We start from the raw sequence: 21,777 nt of genomic DNA, 5'->3' as shown, positions 1-21,777 counted from the left end.
GAGAGAACTATCTCTCAAGTTTAAATGTATGTTCTTTGAAAACTAGATAACAGTGTAGCTCATATTTTTTTTAATTTTAGTTTGGTTAAGTTAGAAAGGGCGCACGGTGGATGCCTTGACACTAGGAGTCGATGAAGGACGGGACTAACGCCGATATGCTTCGGGGAGCTGTAAGTAAGCTTTTATCCGAAGATTTCCGAATGGGGAAACCCACTATACGTAATGGTATGGTATCCTTACCTGAATACATAGGGTATGGAAGACAGACCCAGGGAACTGAAACATCTAAGTACCTGGAGGAAGAGAAAGCAAATGCGATTTCCTGAGTAGCGGCGAGCGAAACGGAATCTAGCCCAAACCAAGAGGCTTGCCTCTTGGGGTTGTAGGACATTCTATACGGAGTTACAAAGGAACGAGGTAGACGAAGCGATCTGGAAAGGTCCGTCACAGAGGGTAACAACCCCGTAGTCGAAACTTCGTTCTCTCTTGAATGTATCCTGAGTACGGCGGAACACGTGAAATTCCGTCGGAATCTGGGAGGACCATCTCCCAAGGCTAAATACTCCCTAGTGATCGATAGTGAACCAGTACCGTGAGGGAAAGGTGAAAAGCACCCCGGAAGGGGAGTGAAAGAGATCCTGAAACCGTGTGCCTACAAATAGTCAGAGCCCGTTAATGGGTGATGGCGTGCCTTTTGTAGAATGAACCGGCGAGTTACGATCCCGTGCAAGGTTAAGCTGAAGAGGCGGAGCCGCAGCGAAAGCGAGTCTGAATAGGGCGTTTAGTACGTGGTCGTAGACCCGAAACCAGGTGATTTACCCATGTCCAGGGTGAAGTTCAGGTAACACTGAATGGAGGCCCGAACCCACGCACGTTGAAAAGTGCGGGGATGAGGTGTGGGTAGCGGAGAAATTCCAATCGAACCTGGAGATAGCTGGTTCTCCCCGAAATAGCTTTAGGGCTAGCCTTAAGTGTAAGAGTCTTGGAGGTAGAGCACTGATTGAACTAGGGGTCCTCATCGGATTACCGAATTCAGTCAAACTCCGAATGCCAATGACTTATCCTTAGGAGTCAGACTGCGAGTGATAAGATCCGTAGTCAAGAGGGAAACAGCCCAGATTGCCAGCTAAGGTCCCAAAGTGTGTATTAAGTGGAAAAGGATGTGGAGTTGCTTAGACAACTAGGATGTTGGCTCAGAAGCAGCCACCATTTAAAGAGTGCGTAATAGCTCACTAGTCGAGTGACTCTGCGCCGAAAATGTACCGGGGCTAAATACACCACCGAAGCTGCGAATTGATACCAATGGTATCAGTGGTAGGGGAGCGTTCTAAGTGCAGTGAAGTCAGACCGGAAGGACTGGTGGAGCGCTTAGAAGTGAGAATGCCGGTATGAGTAGCGAAAGACGGGTGAGAATCCCGTCCACCGAATGCCTAAGGTTTCCTGAGGAAGGCTCGTCCGCTCAGGGTTAGTCAGGACCTAAGCCGAGGCCGACAGGCGTAGGCGATGGACAACAGGTTGATATTCCTGTACCACCTCTTTATCGTTTGAGCAATGGAGGGACGCAGAAGGATAGAAGAAGCGTGCGATTGGTTGTGCACGTCCAAGCAGTTAGGCTGATAAGTAGGCAAATCCGCTTATCGTGAAGGCTGAGCTGTGATGGGGAAGCTCCTTATGGAGCGAAGTCTTTGATTCCCCGCTGCCAAGAAAAGCTTCTAGCGAGATAAAAGGTGCCTGTACCGCAAACCGACACAGGTAGGCGAGGAGAGAATCCTAAGGTGTGCGAGAGACTCTGGTTAAGGAACTCGGCAAAATGACCCCGTAACTTCGGGAGAAGGGGTGCTTTCTTAACGGAAAGCCGCAGTGAATAGGCCCAAGCGACTGTTTAGCAAAAACACAGGTCTCTGCGAAGCCGTAAGGCGAAGTATAGGGGCTGACACCTGCCCGGTGCTGGAAGGTTAAGGAGAGGGGTTAGCGTAAGCGAAGCTCTGAACTGAAGCCCCAGTAAACGGCGGCCGTAACTATAACGGTCCTAAGGTAGCGAAATTCCTTGTCGGGTAAGTTCCGACCCGCACGAAAGGTGTAACGATTTGGGCACTGTCTCAACCAGAGACTCGGTGAAATTATAGTACCTGTGAAGATGCAGGTTACCCGCGACAGGACGGAAAGACCCCGTGGAGCTTTACTGTAGCCTGATATTGAATTTTGGTACAGTTTGTACAGGATAGGCGGGAGCCATTGAAACCGGAGCGCTAGCTTCGGTGGAGGCGCTGGTGGGATACCGCCCTGACTGTATTGAAATTCTAACCTACGGGTCTTATCGACCCGGGAGACAGTGTCAGGTGGGCAGTTTGACTGGGGCGGTCGCCTCCTAAAGTGTAACGGAGGCGCCCAAAGGTTCCCTCAGAATGGTTGGAAATCATTCGTAGAGTGCAAAGGCATAAGGGAGCTTGACTGCGAGACCTACAAGTCGAGCAGGGACGAAAGTCGGGCTTAGTCGATCCGGTGGTTCCGCATGGAAGGGCCATCGCTCAACGGATAAAAGCTACCCCGGGGATAACAGGCTTATCTCCCCCAAGAGTCCACATCGACGGGGAGGTTTGGCACCTCGATGTCGGCTCATCGCATCCTGGGGCTGTAGTCGGTCCCAAGGGTTGGGCTGTTCGCCCATTAAAGCGGTACGCGAGCTGGGTTCAGAACGTCGTGAGACAGTTCGGTCCCTATCCGTCGTGGGCGCAGGAAATTTGAGAGGAGCTGTCCTTAGTACGAGAGGACCGGGATGGACGCACCGCTGGTGTACCAGTTGTTCTGCCAAGGGCATAGCTGGGTAGCTATGTGCGGAAGGGATAAGTGCTGAAAGCATCTAAGCATGAAGCCCCCCTCAAGATGAGATTTCCCATAGCGTAAGCTAGTAAGATCCCTGAAAGATGATCAGGTTGATAGGTTCGAGGTGGAAGCATGGTGACATGTGGAGCTGACGAATACTAATAGATCGAGGACTTAACCATATAATATGAAGCAAATGTTATCTAGTTTTGAAGGAATATACCTTCAATAGTTTGGTGATGATGGCAGAGAGGTCACACCCGTTCCCATACCGAACACGGAAGTTAAGCTCTCTAGCGCCGATGGTAGTTGGGACCTTGTCCCTGTGAGAGTAGGACGTCGCCAAGCAAGCTAAAACACAAGTCTTTTGACTTGTGTTTTTTTGTATATTTGTTTCGTTAGAAACAAGAGCGGAAATATTAGTTACTCAATCATACCAAACGGAAAATCATTTGCAGAATCATGATAAAGGCGAAGTATTTTCGCTATTTTTATTAAGCATTCATTAAACTATATGTATTTCGTCATAGGACCATTATTGGTCATATCTTCAATATAAGAGGAAATCTCTCTTCTTTTATAATTAATTTCTAAAAAACTTGGCGCATAATTGAAGCTTCTATACTCTAAATGATTTAATGGTTTATGAATTGTATAGCTATTTTTCCTTAAAATCCTGTATACAGTAGCCCTTAACTAATAAATATTAGAGGTATTTTTGCCGGTAAATACTTCTTCTTCACTAATATACTTTTGAAAATAACTCCGTTCATAATTTCAATAATATAGATTTGTATAATTGCTTCCTTTGAGTTTGCAGTTTGCTAAATCTATTAAACAAGCCCGTCTATATAATTGCATTTTATATAGACGGGCTTGTTTAATTTTTTATTCTTATAATAGTAGCGTTTTGAGGGATATTTTTTTGTTATTAAGTATAGGGAAGTAGTACATAATCTATGGAAATAATACAGGTGCTTTTCAACTATTATGAGAACAGCTATATTATGGCTAAATATGTAGTGAGATATAGGAATGTTGAACAAGGAGCTCATTTACAATTGAAGTGTATATATGTGCATGAAATCTTCTTTGATTAGTAGTCGTAACTTCTTGAGGCATAAATTTTTGAATTCCGTAACGTCAGTGCTACAATGATTGAAAAATAAATGTTAATGAGGTGTTCATATGAAAATTGAAGTTTGGTCTGATTTTGTATGCCCGTTTTGCTATATTGGGAAGCGTAGATTAGAAATGGCTTTAGAGCAATTTCCACATAAGAAAGATGTTGAAGTTGAGTTTAAAAGTTTTGAATTAGATCAAAATGCTCCGATCTACTCTGGAACGAGTATTAATGAAGTACTTGCATCGAAGTATGGAATTAGTGTTGAAGAAGCTGATCGTAATAATATACAACTAGGCAATCATGCAGCTAGTATGGGTTTAAGTTTCAATTTTGAAGAGATGAAGCCAACAAATACTTTTGATGCACATCGTTTGGCGAAATTCGCAAAGGATCAGGGGAAGGAAAAGGAGATTACAGAAAATCTACTTTTTGCATATTTCACTGAATCGAGAAACTTAAGTGATGTGGAAACACTAGCTAATATTGCTGAAGCTTCCGGTCTAGATAGGGAAGAGGCTTTAAATGTTATTCATAATAAAAATGCTTATGCCAATGAGGTTAGGATTGATGAATCAATTGCCCAACAATATAAAATTACAGGGGTACCTTATTTTATTGTCAATCAAAAGTATGCTATTTCAGGTGCACAACCACTTGAAACCTTTGTTGGTGCACTTCAGCAGGTGTGGGAAGAAGAGAATCCTAAGTCTGAACTTCAAGATCTTTCAATAAATAGTACAACAGATGATTATTGTGCAGATGGTAGCTGCTCGATACCTTCAAAGGAATAATATTTAATTCTTTCTTTCTATTATGGTGTACATAATGTAATGAGGGAATAAATTATTAATGACCTCTAACTACGGATAACCTACAGTGACTTTTATAGGTTATTCGTAGTTAGTTTATTTTTGGGGAGTTACATTCAAGTGTATTATTATTGTGCTAACGGCTTGTTGGTATAGGTAATTCATATTTTTATAAAAAACTTATTTAAAACTATTGACGATTAACATACATAGGTGTAATATAGAACAAGTCGCCGATAGCAACAACGCAGAAAGCGACAAAAGAAATAAAAAAACTTGGTTGACATTGAAATATGAAAATGTTAACATAAGGGAGTCGCAAATGAGCGACAAACAAGTTCTTTGAAAACTGAACGAAACAAACAACGTAAACGTCAATTTTTATTTTTAGATGCTAGACAAACTAACTTTATTGGAGAGTTTGATCCTGGCTCAGGATGAACGCTGGCGGCGTGCCTAATACATGCAAGTCGAGCGAATGGATTAAGAGCTTGCTCTTATGAAGTTAGCGGCGGACGGGTGAGTAACACGTGGGTAACCTACCCATAAGACTGGGATAACTCCGGGAAACCGGGGCTAATACCGGATAATATTTTGAACTGCATAGTTCGAAATTGAAAGGCGGCTTCGGCTGTCACTTATGGATGGACCCGCGTCGCGTTAGCTAGTTGGTGAGGTAACGGCTCACCAAGGCAACGATGCGTAGCCGACCTGAGAGGGTCGATCGGCCACACTGGGACTGAGACACGGCCCAGACTCCTACGGGAGGCAGCAGTAGGGAATCTTCCGCAATGGACGAAAGTCTGACGGAGCAACGCCGCGTGAGTGATGAAGGCTTTCGGGTCGTAAAACTCTGTTGTTAGGGAAGAACAAGTGCTAGTTGAATAAGCTGGCACCTTGACGGTACCTAACCAGAAAGCCACGGCTAACTACGTGCCAGCAGCCGCGGTAATACGTAGGTGGCAAGCGTTATCCGGAATTATTGGGCGTAAAGCGCGCGCAGGTGGTTTCTTAAGTCTGATGTGAAAGCCCACGGCTCAACCGTGGAGGGTCATTGGAAACTGGGAGACTTGAGTGCAGAAGAGGAAAGTGGAATTCCATGTGTAGCGGTGAAATGCGTAGAGATATGGAGGAACACCAGTGGCGAAGGCGACTTTCTGGTCTGTAACTGACACTGAGGCGCGAAAGCGTGGGGAGCAAACAGGATTAGATACCCTGGTAGTCCACGCCGTAAACGATGAGTGCTAAGTGTTAGAGGGTTTCCGCCCTTTAGTGCTGAAGTTAACGCATTAAGCACTCCGCCTGGGGAGTACGGCCGCAAGGCTGAAACTCAAAGGAATTGACGGGGGCCCGCACAAGCGGTGGAGCATGTGGTTTAATTCGAAGCAACGCGAAGAACCTTACCAGGTCTTGACATCCTCTGAAAACTCTAGAGATAGAGCTTCTCCTTCGGGAGCAGAGTGACAGGTGGTGCATGGTTGTCGTCAGCTCGTGTCGTGAGATGTTGGGTTAAGTCCCGCAACGAGCGCAACCCTTGATCTTAGTTGCCATCATTAAGTTGGGCACTCTAAGGTGACTGCCGGTGACAAACCGGAGGAAGGTGGGGATGACGTCAAATCATCATGCCCCTTATGACCTGGGCTACACACGTGCTACAATGGACGGTACAAAGAGCTGCAAGACCGCGAGGTGGAGCTAATCTCATAAAACCGTTCTCAGTTCGGATTGTAGGCTGCAACTCGCCTACATGAAGCTGGAATCGCTAGTAATCGCGGATCAGCATGCCGCGGTGAATACGTTCCCGGGCCTTGTACACACCGCCCGTCACACCACGAGAGTTTGTAACACCCGAAGTCGGTGGGGTAACCTTTATGGAGCCAGCCGCCTAAGGTGGGACAGATGATTGGGGTGAAGTCGTAACAAGGTAGCCGTATCGGAAGGTGCGGCTGGATTACCTCCTTTCTATGGAGAATTGATGAACGCAGTTCATCAATAAACGTTGACTTGTTTTGTTTCGTTCAGTTTTGAGAGAACTATCTCTCAAGTTTAAATGTATGTTCTTTGAAAACTAGATAACAGTGTAGCTCATATTTTTTTAATTTTAGTTTGGTTAAGTTAGAAAGGGCGCACGGTGGATGCCTTGACACTAGGAGTCGATGAAGGACGGGACTAACGCCGATATGCTTCGGGGAGCTGTAAGTAAGCTTTTATCCGAAGATTTCCGAATGGGGAAACCCACTATACGTAATGGTATGGTATCCTTACCTGAATACATAGGGTATGGAAGACAGACCCAGGGAACTGAAACATCTAAGTACCTGGAGGAAGAGAAAGCAAATGCGATTTCCTGAGTAGCGGCGAGCGAAACGGAATCTAGCCCAAACCAAGAGGCTTGCCTCTTGGGGTTGTAGGACATTCTATACGGAGTTACAAAGGAACGAGGTAGACGAAGCGACCTGGAAAGGTCCGTCACAGAGGGTAACAACCCCGTAGTCGAAACTTCGTTCTCTCTTGAATGTATCCTGAGTACGGCGGAACACGTGAAATTCCGTCGGAATCTGGGAGGACCATCTCCCAAGGCTAAATACTCCCTAGTGATCGATAGTGAACCAGTACCGTGAGGGAAAGGTGAAAAGCACCCCGGAAGGGGAGTGAAAGAGATCCTGAAACCGTGTGCCTACAAATAGTCAGAGCCCGTTAATGGGTGATGGCGTGCCTTTTGTAGAATGAACCGGCGAGTTACGATCCCGTGCGAGGTTAAGCTGAAGAGGCGGAGCCGCAGCGAAAGCGAGTCTGAATAGGGCGTTTAGTACGTGGTCGTAGACCCGAAACCAGGTGATCTACCCATGTCCAGGGTGAAGTTCAGGTAACACTGAATGGAGGCCCGAACCCACGCACGTTGAAAAGTGCGGGGATGAGGTGTGGGTAGCGGAGAAATTCCAATCGAACCTGGAGATAGCTGGTTCTCCCGAAATAGCTTTAGGGCTAGCCTTAAGTGTAAGAGTCTTGGAGGTAGAGCACTGATTGAACTAGGGGTCCTCATCGGATTACCGAATTCAGTCAAACTCCGAATGCCAATGACTTATCCTTAGGAGTCAGACTGCGAGTGATAAGATCCGTAGTCAAGAGGGAAACAGCCCAGATTGCCAGCTAAGGTCCCAAAGTGTGTATTAAGTGGAAAAGGATGTGGAGTTGCTTAGACAACTAGGATGTTGGCTCAGAAGCAGCCACCATTTAAAGAGTGCGTAATAGCTCACTAGTCGAGTGACTCTGCGCCGAAAATGTACCGGGGCTAAATACACCACCGAAGCTGCGAATTGATACCAATGGTATCAGTGGTAGGGGAGCGTTTTAAGTGCAGTGAAGTCAGACCGGAAGGACTGGTGGAGCGCTTAGAAGTGAGAATGCCGGTATGAGTAGCGAAAGACGGGTGAGAATCCCGTCCACCGAATGCCTAAGGTTTCCTGAGGAAGGCTCGTCCGCTCAGGGTTAGTCAGGACCTAAGCCGAGGCCGACAGGCGTAGGCGATGGACAACAGGTTGATATTCCTGTACCACCTCTTTATCGTTTGAGCAATGGAGGGACGCAGAAGGATAGAAGAAGCGTGCGATTGGTTGTGCACGTCCAAGCAGTTAGGCTGATAAGTAGGCAAATCCGCTTATCGTGAAGGCTGAGCTGTGATGGGGAAGCTCCTTATGGAGCGAAGTCTTTGATTCCCCGCTGCCAAGAAAAGCTTCTAGCGAGATAAAAGGTGCCTGTACCGCAAACCGACACAGGTAGGCGAGGAGAGAATCCTAAGGTGTGCGAGAACTCTGGTTAAGGAACTCGGCAAAATGACCCCGTAACTTCGGGAGAAGGGGTGCTTTCTTAACGGAAAGCCGCAGTGAATAGGCCCAAGCGACTGTTTAGCAAAAACACAGGTCTCTGCGAAGCCGTAAGGCGAAGTATAGGGGCTGACACCTGCCCGGTGCTGGAAGGTTAAGGAGAGGGGTTAGCGTAAGCGAAGCTCTGAACTGAAGCCCCAGTAAACGGCGGCCGTAACTATAACGGTCCTAAGGTAGCGAAATTCCTTGTCGGGTAAGTTCCGACCCGCACGAAAGGTGTAACGATTTGGGCACTGTCTCAACCAGAGACTCGGTGAAATTATAGTACCTGTGAAGATGCAGGTTACCCGCGACAGGACGGAAAGACCCCGTGGAGCTTTACTGTAGCCTGATATTGAATTTTGGTACAGTTTGTACAGGATAGGCGGGAGCCATTGAAACCGGAGCGCTAGCTTCGGTGGAGGCGCTGGTGGGATACCGCCCTGACTGTATTGAAATTCTAACCTACGGGTCTTATCGACCCGGGAGACAGTGTCAGGTGGGCAGTTTGACTGGGGCGGTCGCCTCCTAAAGTGTAACGGAGGCGCCCAAAGGTTCCCTCAGAATGGTTGGAAATCATTCGTAGAGTGCAAAGGCATAAGGGAGCTTGACTGCGAGACCTACAAGTCGAGCAGGGACGAAAGTCGGGCTTAGTCGATCCGGTGGTTCCGCATGGAAGGGCCATCGCTCAACGGATAAAAGCTACCCCGGGGATAACAGGCTTATCTCCCCCAAGAGTCCACATCGACGGGGAGGTTTGGCACCTCGATGTCGGCTCATCGCATCCTGGGGCTGTAGTCGGTCCCAAGGGTTGGGCTGTTCGCCCATTAAAGCGGTACGCGAGCTGGGTTCAGAACGTCGTGAGACAGTTCGGTCCCTATCCGTCGTGGGCGCAGGAAATTTGAGAGGAGCTGTCCTTAGTACGAGAGGACCGGGATGGACGCACCGCTGGTGTACCAGTTGTTCTGCCAAGGGCATAGCTGGGTAGCTATGTGCGGAAGGGATAAGTGCTGAAAGCATCTAAGCATGAAGCCCCCCTCAAGATGAGATTTCCCATAGCGTAAGCTAGTAAGATCCCTGAAAGATGATCAGGTTGATAGGTTCGAGGTGGAAGCATGGTGACATGTGGAGCTGACGAATACTAATAGATCGAGGACTTAACCATATAATATGAAGCAATGTTATCTAGTTTTGAAGGAATATACCTTCAATAGTTTGGTGATGATGGCAGAGAGGCCACACCCGTTCCCATACCGAACACGGAAGTTAAGCTCTCTAGCGCCGATGGTAGTTGGGACCTTGTCCCTGTGAGAGTAGGACGTCGCCAAGCAACTTTAAGATGAGTCAGAATGACTCGTCTTTTTTGTGTTTAATGAAATAAGCTTGTTATCTATGGTTCAAGAAACCTATTGATAACAAGCTTATTTGTTTAAAGGTAAGTGTATTTATATAGGCTTCACTTTATTTCTTACATCGATAAGCTCAAAACGTTCATGAGCAAGTAGCATATTGTTTATTTGCAATAGCTTTGTAGTTATTTGAAATCCACGGATCAATGAAGATAATAAACTGAATAAATATGGCTTTTAAACAAGTTCACTCCATTTATGAGGATCTTTTTCTTAGACACCTTTATGACGGGATGTTTAATCTCTGAATTGTTTCGTATGATAATGGCTTTAATTCGTGAATAGCAAAGAAGCTACCACATGTTAAATTGAAGTGAACCCGAATAGTGGTACATGAAAAAGTTCATTGTAACAGGCTATTTACTTGCAGTAAAACTCCCACCTCAAAATTCAGATGGAGCAAAGAAGTTAGGTGGGAGCCCTGCTGCCCGTAAACGCCCGATTGGTGAAGGCTAATAATCAGTGGGGGATCAACAAAACCCCCACTGATTAAAGTTTCACTTTATTTGTTTTAAGTAGTTGTATGGTGAAAGTGGTGGCGTTAAAAAGATAATAGCGCCTGTTCTTTTTTCTGAATCTGGCTTTTGAAGAGCGGCGATAATTTCAAAATATAGTTCTTGAAAGTCTTATGTATTACTTTCGCATATAACATTTTGGATAAAGATGTGTGGATTAATGTTTAGACTCTATAATCTTTTTTATAGTTTGGATAGTTTGTTACACGAAATTCCCAAGGGAATCTCTGGGACGGGAAGATCAGTTATGAGTAGTAATATTTGAACTGCTCTTGTACATAGTGTTCAGCTTCTTTATAAGTTCTACTTGTTTCCTCTAATAGTTGGATAAGAATCTTTTTTTGTGTAGCCTTATAAATAAGATAACTAAAGTATAGTTGGCCACTGGCTGCTATTTGAACAGCATATTTATCCCGCATTAACGGGCAGTAAGACTCCCACCTCAAAATTCGGCGAATGCGAGGGAGTTAGGTGGGAGATCAACTGCCCGTAAAAGCCCGATTGGTTCAACTAATAATCAGTGGGGGATGGATAAAACCCCCACTGATTAAAGTTTCACTTTATCTTTATTATCACGTTGATATAAATAAGTTGAAGGAAGAATGGGTTCATCGGGAATAAATTCAGGTAGTTATATACTCTATTTGTAATTTGGTTGGAAATAATGAAACTATATGCTTTGTTAGCGATGCTATTTGCTCTTCTAACGGAAAAGCTTACTGTTTTCTGTATAGAGATATAGGATACAACTCTTTAAAATTTATAATTTTGGAGCTTTTATATAGAAGATAAGTGTAAGTGGAAAATTATAGTGTGATTACTTAAATGCAAGGAAGTAGTGGTGTATAACAAGAGGTTGGAACATTTGTTCTTGAAGGGTGTAATGGGCATACTCAATCAATTGAGGCGCTTATTTTCTATTGGACATATGTGTTTAAAGAAGAGCTGCTATACTAGATTCGGATTTCCAGTATAGCTTGTAACTTTACATACTTTAGTGAAGTGGTTCTTCAGTAAAGTATGTTTCAATTATTAATATTGGATTTATTGACACTCCCACTGCTAAAGGGGCAACCTGATTAACATCAGTGTGATTCTTGCTACCAAAGGCGAAGTCCATTTTTGGTAGCGCTGATGTGCAAGATTGTAGTGTGCCATCACCACTCTCGCGATAGACCGTATAGGTTCGTGAGCTACGGTGCTATGACAGCTGCATGTTCATATGTTTTAGTGTCTTGTTCTTGTCTATAGTTGACGTGTATCAAAACAATAAGCGTTTTTCTATGAAAGTATCGTGAAATCTGTAAACGAACCAATTATTCTATTTTCAACTGGTTTTATGAAATAATCTACTGATAGTCCTTTACTCATCATAATTTTTAATATTGATTGAATCTAGTCTATTAGTTGGTTCATTCTATTATGAATGGTTCAGGAGAGTGAATAAGAGTGTGTGTATTGTTAGAAAGAGATATTGTAATTAAGATAAGGAGAGTAAATGAAGTTGCTAGAAAAGAATTTCTTGTGGAACCCAGTAATGTACGGGGGATAATCCTCTTGAAATAGAGAGGATTGTTAGAGGAGATTAGTAGATAGAGGTAGACTATGATTGCTATTTAGTAAAATCTTTGTGGATTCTTATGTAAGCTTTACTAATCGGGAATTTATAGATCGTCAGGCTTACTACTAACTTCTTTGCTTAGCCGAACTTTGAGGTGGGAGTCTTACTGTCCGCAAATAGCGGGATAAAATGGTGTGAACATATTAAATTAAATATCTTTATAAAAAGGTGTTGACGATTATCCTATAGAGGTGTAATATAGAACAAGTCGCCGATAGCAACAACGCAGAAAGCGACAAAAGAAATAAAAAAACTTGGTTGACATTACAAATTGGAAATGTTAACATAAGGGAGTCGCAAATGAGCGACAAACAAGTTCTTTGAAAACTGAACGAAACAAACAACGTAAACGTCAATTTTTATTTTTAGATGCTAGACAAACTAACTTTATTGGAGAGTTTGATCCTGGCTCAGGATGAACGCTGGCGGCGTGCCTAATACATGCAAGTCGAGCGAATGGATTAAGAGCTTGCTCTTATGAAGTTAGCGGCGGACGGGTGAGTAACACGTGGGTAACCTACCCATAAGACTGGGATAACTCCGGGAAACCGGGGCTAATACCGGATAATATTTTGAACTGCATAGTTCGAAATTGAAAGGCGGCTTCGGCTGTCACTTATGGATGGACCCGCGTCGCATTAGCTAGTTGGTGAGGTAACGGCTCACCAAGGCGACGATGCGTAGCCGACCTGAGAGGGTGATCGGCCACACTGGGACTGAGACACGGCCCAGACTCCTACGGGAGGCAGCAGTAGGGAATCTTCCGCAATGGACGAAAGTCTGACGGAGCAACGCCGCGTGAGTGATGAAGGCTTTCGGGTCGTAAAACTCTGTTGTTAGGGAAGAACAAGTGCTAGTTGAATAAGCTGGCACCTTGACGGTACCTAACCAGAAAGCCACGGCTAACTACGTGCCAGCAGCCGCGGTAATACGTAGGTGGCAAGCGTTATCCGGAATTATTGGGCGTAAAGCGCGCGCAGGTGGTTTCTTAAGTCTGATGTGAAAGCCCACGGCTCAACCGTGGAGGGTCATTGGAAACTGGGAGACTTGAGTGCAGAAGAGGAAAGTGGAATTCCATGTGTAGCGGTGAAATGCGTAGAGATATGGAGGAACACCAGTGGCGAAGGCGACTTTCTGGTCTGTAACTGACACTGAGGCGCGAAAGCGTGGGGAGCAAACAGGATTAGATACCCTGGTAGTCCACGCCGTAAACGATGAGTGCTAAGTGTTAGAGGGTTTCCGCCCTTTAGTGCTGAAGTTAACGCATTAAGCACTCCGCCTGGGGAGTACGGCCGCAAGGCTGAAACTCAAAGGAATTGACGGGGGCCCGCACAAGCGGTGGAGCATGTGGTTTAATTCGAAGCAACGCGAAGAACCTTACCAGGTCTTGACATCCTCTGAAAACTCTAGAGATAGAGCTTCTCCTTCGGGAGCAGAGTGACAGGTGGTGCATGGTTGTCGTCAGCTCGTGTCGTGAGATGTTGGGTTAAGTCCCGCAACGAGCGCAACCCTTGATCTTAGTTGCCATCATTAAGTTGGGCACTCTAAGGTGACTGCCGGTGACAAACCGGAGGAAGGTGGGGATGACGTCAAATCATCATGCCCCTTATGACCTGGGCTACACACGTGCTACAATGGACGGTACAAAGAGCTGCAAGACCGCGAGGTGGAGCTAATCTCATAAAACCGTTCTCAGTTCGGATTGTAGGCTGCAACTCGCCTACATGAAGCTGGAATCGCTAGTAATCGCGGATCGAGCATGCCGCGGTGAATACGTTCCCGGGCCTTGTACACACCGCCCGTCACACCACGAGAGTTTGTAACACCCGAAGTCGGTGGGGTAACCTTTATGGAGCCAGCCGCCTAAGGTGGGACAGATGATTGGGGTGAAGTCGTAACAAGGTAGCCGTATCGGAAGGTGCGGCTGGATCACCTCCTTTCTATGGAGAATTGATGAACGCAGTTCATCAATAAACGTTGACTTGTTTTGTTTCGTTCAGTTTTGAGAGAACTATCTCTCAAGTTTAAATGTATGTTCTTTGAAAACTAGATAACAGTGTAGCTCATATTTTTTTTAATTTTAGTTTGGTTAAGTTAGAAAGGGCGCACGGTGGATGCCTTGACACTAGGAGTCGATGAAGGACGGGACTAACGCCGATATGCTTCGGGGAGCTGTAAGTAAGCTTTTATCCGAAGATTTCCGAATGGGGAAACCCACTATACGTAATGGTATGGTATCCTTACCTGAATACATAGGGTATGGAAGACAGACCCAGGGAACTGAAACATCTAAGTACCTGGAGGAAGAGAAAGCAAATGCGATTTCCTGAGTAGCGGCGAGCGAAACGGAATCTAGCCCAAACCAAGAGGCTTGCCTCTTGGGGTTGTAGGACATTCTATACGGAGTTACAAAGGAACGAGGTAGACGAAGCGACCTGGAAAGGTCCGTCACAGAGGGTAACAACCCCGTAGTCGAAACTTCGTTCTCTCTTGAATGTATCCTGAGTACGGCGGAACACGTGAAATTCCGTCGGAATCTGGGAGGACCATCTCCCAAGGCTAAATACTCCCTAGTGATCGATAGTGAACCAGTACCGTGAGGGAAAGGTGAAAAGCACCCCGGAAGGGGAGTGAAAGAGATCCTGAAACCGTGTGCCTACAAATAGTCAGAGCCCGTTAATGGGTGATGGCGTGCCTTTTGTAGAATGAACCGGCGAGTTACGATCCCGTGCAAGGTTAAGCTGAAGAGGCGGAGCCGCAGCGAAAGCGAGTCTGAATAGGGCGTTTAGTACGTGGTCGTAGACCCGAAACCAGGTGACTCTACCCATGTCCAGGGTGAAGTTCAGGTAACACTGAATGGAGGCCCGAACCCACGCACGTTGAAAAGTGCGGGGATGAGGTGTGGGTAGCGGAGAAATTCCAATCGAACCTGGAGATAGCTGGTTCTCCCCGAAATAGCTTTAGGGCTAGCCTTAAGTGTAAGAGTCTTGGAGGTAGAGCACTGATTGAACTAGGGGTCCTCATCGGATTACCGAATTCAGTCAAACTCCGAATGCCAATGACTTATCCTTAGGAGTCAGACTGCGAGTGATAAGATCCGTAGTCAAGAGGGAAACAGCCCAGATCGCCAGCTAAGGTCCCAAAGTGTGTATTAAGTGGAAAAGGATGTGGAGTTGCTTAGACAACTAGGATGTTGGCTCAGAAGCAGCCACCATTTAAAGAGTGCGTAATAGCTCACTAGTCGAGTGACTCTGCGCCGAAAATGTACCGGGGCTAAATACACCACCGAAGCTGCGAATTGATACCAATGGTATCAGTGGTAGGGGAGCGTTCTAAGTGCAGTGAAGTCAGACCGGAAGGACTGGTGGAGCGCTTAGAAGTGAGAATGCCGGTATGAGTAGCGAAAGACGGGTGAGAATCCCGTCCACCGAATGCCTAAGGTTTCCTGAGGAAGGCTCGTCCGCTCAGGGTTAGTCAGGACCTAAGCCGAGGCCGACAGGCGTAGGCGATGGACAACAGGTTGATATTCCTGTACCACCTCTTTATCGTTTGAGCAATGGAGGGACGCAGAAGGATAGAAGAAGCGTGCGATTGGTTGTGCACGTCCAAGCAGTTAGGCTGATAAGTAGGCAAATCCGCTTATCGTGAAGGCTGAGCTGTGATGGGGAAGCTCCTTATGGAGCGAAGTCTTTGATTCCCCGCTGCCAAGAAAAGCTTCTAGCGAGATAAAAGGTGCCTGTACCGCAAACCGACACAGGTAGGCGAGGAGAGAATCCTAAGGTGTGCGAGAGACTCTGGTTAAGGAACTCGGCAAAATGACCCCGTAACTTCGGGAGAAGGGGTGCTTTCTTAACGGAAAGCCGCAGTGAATAGGCCCAAGCGACTGTTTAGCAAAAACACAGGTCTCTGCGAAGCCGTAAGGCGAAGTATAGGGGCTGACACCTGCCCGGTGCTGGAAGGTTAAGGAGAGGGGTTAGCGTAAGCGAAGCTCTGAACTGAAGCCCCAGTAAACGGCGGCCGTAACTATAACGGTCCTAAGGTAGCGAAATTCCTTGTCGGGTAAGTTCCGACCCGCACGAAAGGTGTAACGATTTGGGCACTGTCTCAACCAGAGACTCGGTGAAATTATAGTACCTGTGAAGATGCAGGTTACCCGCGACAGGACGGAAAGACCCCGTGGAGCTTTACTGTAGCCTGATATTGAATTTTGGTACAGTTTGTACAGGATAGGCGGGAGCCATTGAAACCGGAGCGCTAGCTTCGGTGGAGGCGCTGGTGGGATACCGCCCTGACTGTATTGAAATTCTAACCTACGGGTCTTATCGACCCGGGAGACAGTGTCAGGTGGGCAGTTTGACTGGGGCGGTCGCCTCCTAAAGTGTAACGGAGGCGCCCAAAGGTTCCCTCAGAATGGTTGGAAATCATTCGTAGAGTGCAAAGGCATAAGGGAGCTTGACTGCGAGACCTACAAGTCGAGCAGGGACGAAAGTCGGGCTTAGTCATCCGGTGGTTCCGCATGGAAGGGCCATCGCTCAACGGATAAAAGCTACCCCGGGGATAACAGGCTTATCTCCCCCAAGAGTCCACATCGACGGGGAGGTTTGGCACCTCGATGTCGGCTCATCGCATCCTGGGGCTGTAGTCGGTCCCAAGGGTTGGGCTGTTCGCCCATTAAAGCGGTACGCGAGCTGGGTTCAGAACGTCGTGAGACAGTTCGGTCCCTATCCGTCGTGGGCGCAGGAAATTTGAGAGGAGCTGTCCTTAGTACGAGAGGACCGGGATGGACGCACCGCTGGTGTACCAGTTGTTCTGCCAAGGGCATAGCTGGGTAGCTATGTGCGGAAGGGATAAGTGCTGAAAGCATCTAAGCATGAAGCCCCCCTCAAGATGAGATTTCCCATAGCGTAAGCTAGTAAGATCCCTGAAAGATGATCAGGTTGATAGGTTCGAGGTGGAAGCATGGTGACATGTGGAGCTGACGAATACTAATAGATCGAGGACTTAACCATATAATATGAAGCAATGTTATCTAGTTTTGAAGGAATATACCTTCATCAGTTTGGTGATGATGGCAGAGAGGTCACACCCGTTCCCATACCGAACACGGAAGTTAAGCTCTCTAGCGCCGATGGTAGTTGGGACCTTGTCCCTGTGAGAGTAGGACGTCGCCAAGCAAGATAAAAACACAAGTCTTTTGACTTGTGTTTTTTGTGTTTAATAAAATAAGCTTGTCATCTACGTATTTCTGGAGTGATAGATGACAAGCTATATTTATTTTTTTACATCAATCAGCTCAAAACGTTCGCAAACGAGCAGCATATCTTCAGAAAAACTAAGCCTAAGCTCGTTTAGTTCCCCTGTAAAGAACTGAATATGGGTGTCTCTCCAGTAACTATAGGTACGATCGCCTTCACCTTCAGCGATAGCGAATTCTTCAGTTACTTCATTCATTGGTGTTACAGTTACTTCTATTGTTTTAATGATAGCTACAGGTTCATCTTGACTATTGAGTACAATACTATAATCATTGGTTGTCGGCAGCGGTTCATTTTCTAATTCATAAAAAATATGGCCGGAGCATGTTGCTGTTTTTACACCATCAATGACTAATTGAGCGAGATAATCAGGAGAATCACCAAATTGCCAAGCCATAACGGATTTCGGTTTTTCATTGTTCCCCCAATAAGTATCCCAATATGTTCGTGCTAATGGATTCATTTGTATTTTTACCTCGCTTTAGCTAAAGTTGATTTTCTTTATAAACCCTGGGCAATTTGCTTATTTGTAATAGCTTTGTAGTCATTTAAAATTTGTATTGTTGTATTACGGATTAATAAAGGTAATACGCTGACTGGATAGGGTTTGTAAACATGTTCTGTCCATTTATGGCCATCTTTCCCGTAGACGCCCATATTAATAGATGGGATGTTTAATTTCCGGATTGTTTTGTATGGTAATGGATATAGTTGTTATGTAGTCTATTTGTGATTTGGGCTGCAATAAAATTAGGATCAATGCAAGACAATGTATCACCTACATGTACTTCTCTTCCATAAATATAGAAACAAGGAAGAAGTTTACCTGAAGTTCCTGTATAAATGTAGCGCTGAGTATCTCCATCATATAAATTCATTGTTAATAGCCAAACGATACTGTAATTGTTTTTCTTGCTTCAGTCTTTCGAATTCGGTTAAGGCAGAGATAATCCCACGATGTTCTCCTTCTTCATCTCCATTGAATAAGAGTAGTAGATTTCCTTCGAGTAAATGCACATGTTCTGAGAAGTATAGTATATTGGCTAGATGAATGGCAGCACCATCTTTCATATCAAGAGAACCACGGCCGAACAGCCACTCTCCAGGTTTTGGATTGGTTTGAAAATATTGTTCGAGTGTTTCAGGAGAGAAAGCATGTTCTTTTAACGATCCAAGGTCTTCAATGCCGACTATATCTAGGTGTGAATGATAAATGATAGTAGAGCGGGAAGCGTTTTTTTCTTTTACAAATGCAAATACATTTTTTCTACCTATTGGATCATGAGGTACATGTTGAATCCATACGTGTTCAGGGTGCTTTTGAAAATACTATATAGTTCATCTATAATACTGACCTCGCCATCGGTACCGTTAATACTATTAAATGAAACTAAATGCTTGGTCAACAATTCGATTTGCTTTTCTAATTGTAAGCGTACAGTTGTTTGTATATAGACATAGGATGAAACCTACTTAAATCTTATAATTGGGAGTCTTTCGTAGAGAAGATAAGTGCAAGTGAAAAAACTATAGTACGATTACTTAAATACAAGGAAGTAGCGGCACAGAACGTTCATTCTGTGGTGGTGTAATGGGCATATTCAATCAATTGAGGTGTTTATTTTTAATTCAGTATATGTGTTTAAAGAGGAAATGCTATTATTAGGTTCGGATTTCAAGTATAGCTTTTAACTTTACATATTTTAATGAAATGTTGATTGGTAGTAAAGAATATTCAGATTATTAATAGTGATCTATTACCCACTATGCCATATTGAAGTGAGTAATACTAGAGGTGAAATAGATAAAAACCGATATTCCTTGAATATCGGTTTAATAACATGTGACTTATATGAAGCTATAGCAATACGAAAAGTGTAAATACAATGGCTAACAAAATACGATAATATGCAAAAGGTTTTAAACCGATCTTTTCTAAAAGCTTCAGGAAAGTTACTACTGCTAGCATTGCTACTATAAAAGAGGTAATGAATCCTACAGTAAACATAGGAATGTCATCTACACTTAAATACTTCCAACTTTTTAATAAGTCTAATCCTGTAGCTCCGACCATTACAGGAATGGCAATGAGAAAAGAAAACTCAGATGCAGCCTTATAATTTACTTTTGCTAATAGCCCTCCAGAAATAGTAGAGCCCGCTCTAGAGAAGCCAGGATATACTGCTAAGCATTGAAATAATCCAATTATTAATGCTTGGCGGTATGTTAAATCATCTAGTGAAAAAGCGGTTACCTCTGCCTTTTTTACTTCTGCAAAAATCATTAGAATTGCTCCTGCTACAAGTCCAATTACGACAGTATACGGCTGAAATAAGTATGTTTTAATAACATCATGTAGTAGTAAGCCAGCAACTACTGCCGGGAATACACCGAGAAAAACATGTAATGCATTGAATTTTTTCTCTTTCCGTAGAAGGGGTCTAATATTACATAAAGAAACAAGGCGTTTATGATATAAAATCGCGATAGCTAAAATTGCCCCTAACTGTATGACAATTTCAAATGTTTTTGCCCTTTCTCCTTCAAAACCTAATAAATGTCCGACTAATATAAGATGGCCAGTAGAAGAGATGGGTAAAAATTCAGCCAAGCCTTCTACAATGCCAAGTATGAAGGAAATGATAAGATCGCTCATAATTTCACTCCTATAAATTAATGAATATCTACTCTTTTAAAATAGAATAGTGTTGTAATAAATCCGAAAATAGCTGTTACTGCAATGATGATATAAGAATACTCTGGTGGATAAGTCGTTTGTAATTCGTTATTTGCTATATCTAGAGTAGCGGTCCATGGGAATAGGTCTTTATGTTTTGAATTTACAATCATAAGGTTAGTCATTGTAATAATGATTGTTAATATAATAGGCGGTACATAGGTTTTCGTTAAAAGAGTTAGTAGTACAATAGGTGAAGACAAAAGAAAGAGAAGTCCACCACATATTAAAAATTTTATGAGAGAGCCTAAAAGTAAGGTGATACTAAACCCAGGGAAGCTACCTATTAGCCCTAATAATAAAGTTAGCGTCCAAGCGACTAAAGTTAGCATCATGATCCAAAGGAATAGAAGGATAAACTTACTTATAATAAAGCTAATACGTGATACTGGGATAGTTAGCAAGTTTTTTAATGTATCTTCCGTGTATTCACGGGTAAATAGATAAGCGATTACAACTCCATATAAGGGGAATCCTATAATTAAAGTAGTGTATAGGTTAACTTCAGTGAACAGTTGACCAAATAAAATAGTTGGAGTAGGCTGCTTTGTCTTCATGTGTATATAAGAAGCTACAACCACTAAAAATGGTGCGACACCTGCTCCGATAATACTGATCAAAAACATATTGGATCGTTTCAATTTTAATAGTTCTGTATAAAGCAGATTAACCAATTGTGCCACCCCCAACTAGTTTGGTGAAATAATCTTCTAGTCTATCTTCGCTCATCACAATTTTTAATACTTCAATATCGTTACGAACTAACGTTCTGTTGATGTGTCCTTGCTGTCCAAAGTGAGAATAAACGCGAATATTTCCTTCATCATGTACCTCATAATCAAAAATTTGAAAATGATTTTCTAATAGCATCGCAGCTTTATTATCATTATTCACCTGGAATTCTATGTACTTACGATTGGCTTTACGCAGTGTATCAAGAGAAACTTCTTCTAATAACCTTCCTTCATGAATAATTCCCATACGATCGACTAGTTGTTCCACCTCAGCTAATATATGACTAGAAATGAGTATCGTTATATTTCTGTCTTGAGCTAAAGATTTAATGAGTTTTCGCATTTCTTTAATACCGATTGGATCTAGTCCGTTAGTTGGTTCATCTAGTATGAGTAGTTCAGGATAATGGAGAAGAGCACGTGCAATCCCTAAGCGTTGCTTCATTCCTAAAGAGTATTTTCCTACTAGTTTTTTTGTTTCGTGCTGCAAGCCTACAATTTCTAATGCTTCTTCAATTGCATTCCTTTTGTGAACTCCAATTATATTTGCATTAATTAATAAGTTCTCTCTTGCAGTTAAGTTTTCATAAAATCCTGGGACTTCAACGATAGAACCAATTCTTCTTAAAATGTCTTTTGGATTCCGAAGTAAATCCTCACCGAATATTTCTATATTTCCACTTGTAGGTTTTATAAGACTAAGCAGCATACGGATTGTAGTTGTTTTACCAGCACCGTTACGCCCTATGAATCCATAAATCTCTCCTTGTCGTACATTCATATTTAGATTATCTACTGACTTTTGGGTCCCATAAACTTTAGTAAGGTTTGTCGTTTTTATAAGTGTATTTATAGGGGGCACCTACTTTCTATAAGTTCTTAATT

6 protein-coding genes, 8 rRNA genes and 1 pseudogene are annotated in these 21,777 nt (G+C 44.0%); 10 read left to right on the top strand and 5 right to left on the bottom strand.

The features are described from left to right. Positions 1-83 precede the first annotated feature (83 nt). The 10 genes from ACE38F_RS00120 (at position 84) to rrf (ACE38F_RS00075) (ending at position 17,340) form a co-directional block, all read left to right on the top strand. Positions 84-3,005: ribosomal RNA gene (locus tag ACE38F_RS00120) — 23S ribosomal RNA — on the top strand. 50 nt (positions 3,006-3,055) lie between these two features. Then, positions 3,056-3,171 (top strand): 5S ribosomal RNA (rrf, locus tag ACE38F_RS00115). 840 nt (positions 3,172-4,011) lie between these two features. Next, on the top strand, positions 4,012-4,740 hold the full coding sequence (locus tag ACE38F_RS00110; protein WP_002016772.1) for a DsbA family oxidoreductase: 729 nt from the start codon (positions 4,012-4,014) through the stop codon (positions 4,738-4,740). Positions 4,741-5,167: 427 nt separating this feature from the next. Beyond that, positions 5,168-6,720 (top strand): 16S ribosomal RNA (locus ACE38F_RS00105). Positions 6,721-6,866: 146 nt separating this feature from the next. After that, positions 6,867-9,786: ribosomal RNA gene (locus ACE38F_RS00100) — 23S ribosomal RNA — on the top strand. Between the two features lie 49 nt (positions 9,787-9,835). After that, positions 9,836-9,951: ribosomal RNA gene (gene rrf / locus ACE38F_RS00095) — 5S ribosomal RNA — on the top strand. Together the 16S, 23S and 5S rRNA genes form the textbook arrangement of a ribosomal RNA operon. A gap of 412 nt (positions 9,952-10,363) precedes the next feature. Next, positions 10,364-10,486, top strand: a complete 123-nt coding sequence (locus ACE38F_RS00090) for a hypothetical protein (protein ID WP_375371407.1) — start codon at positions 10,364-10,366, stop codon at positions 10,484-10,486. Between the two features lie 2,067 nt (positions 10,487-12,553). Further along, positions 12,554-14,106: ribosomal RNA gene (locus ACE38F_RS00085) — 16S ribosomal RNA — on the top strand. A 147-nt stretch (positions 14,107-14,253) separates the two neighbouring features. Next, positions 14,254-17,175, top strand: a 23S ribosomal RNA gene (locus ACE38F_RS00080). A gap of 49 nt (positions 17,176-17,224) precedes the next feature. Beyond that, positions 17,225-17,340: ribosomal RNA gene (rrf, locus tag ACE38F_RS00075) — 5S ribosomal RNA — on the top strand. Positions 17,341-17,437: 97 nt separating this feature from the next. On the opposite strand, the gene ACE38F_RS00070 is transcribed toward rrf (ACE38F_RS00075), so the two are convergent. The 5 genes and pseudogenes from ACE38F_RS00070 to ACE38F_RS00050 form a co-directional block, all read right to left on the bottom strand. Further along, positions 17,438-17,884 (bottom strand): ASCH domain-containing protein, encoded by a 447-nt coding sequence (locus ACE38F_RS00070; RefSeq protein WP_375371405.1) that lies wholly within the window; start codon positions 17,882-17,884, stop codon positions 17,438-17,440. A 217-nt stretch (positions 17,885-18,101) separates the two neighbouring features. Beyond that, positions 18,102-18,872, bottom strand: a pseudogene (locus tag ACE38F_RS00065) (M20/M25/M40 family metallo-hydrolase); the annotation flags it as partial. A 407-nt stretch (positions 18,873-19,279) separates the two neighbouring features. Further along, on the bottom strand, positions 19,280-20,077 hold the full coding sequence (gene bacA, locus ACE38F_RS00060; protein ID WP_375371404.1) for an undecaprenyl-diphosphate phosphatase: 798 nt from the start codon (positions 20,075-20,077) through the stop codon (positions 19,280-19,282). Positions 20,078-20,094: 17 nt separating this feature from the next. Continuing rightward, the gene (locus ACE38F_RS00055; RefSeq protein ID WP_375371403.1) at positions 20,095-20,832 is read right to left on the bottom strand and encodes an ABC transporter permease; all 738 of its coding nucleotides are present in this window, start codon (positions 20,830-20,832) and stop codon (positions 20,095-20,097) included. After that, on the bottom strand, positions 20,825-21,754 hold the full coding sequence (locus ACE38F_RS00050; RefSeq protein ID WP_375371402.1) for an ABC transporter ATP-binding protein: 930 nt from the start codon (positions 21,752-21,754) through the stop codon (positions 20,825-20,827). The genes ACE38F_RS00055 and ACE38F_RS00050 overlap by 8 nt, the downstream gene beginning before the upstream one ends. Between the last annotated feature and the right edge of the window lie 23 nt (positions 21,755-21,777).

Source organism: Bacillus altaicus (assembly GCF_042136375.2).
GTDB classification, from domain to species: Bacteria; Bacillota; Bacilli; order Bacillales; family Bacillaceae_G; genus Bacillus_A; species Bacillus_A cereus_U.
This window is presented reverse-complemented; position numbering and strand designations above follow the sequence as displayed.

What these genes read in the sequence shown, in the direction of transcription:
- ACE38F_RS00110 (WP_002016772.1), top strand. Translation starts at nt 4,012, where the DNA reads ATGAAAATTGAAGTTTGGTCTGATTTTGTATGCCCGTTTTGCTATATT.
- ACE38F_RS00090 (WP_375371407.1), top strand. Translation starts at nt 10,364, where the DNA reads ATGAAAAAGTTCATTGTAACAGGCTATTTACTTGCAGTAAAACTCCCA.
- ACE38F_RS00070 (WP_375371405.1), bottom strand. Translation starts at nt 17,884, where the DNA reads ATGAATCCATTAGCACGAACATATTGGGATACTTATTGGGGGAACAAT.
- bacA (WP_375371404.1), bottom strand. Translation starts at nt 20,077, where the DNA reads ATGAGCGATCTTATCATTTCCTTCATACTTGGCATTGTAGAAGGCTTG.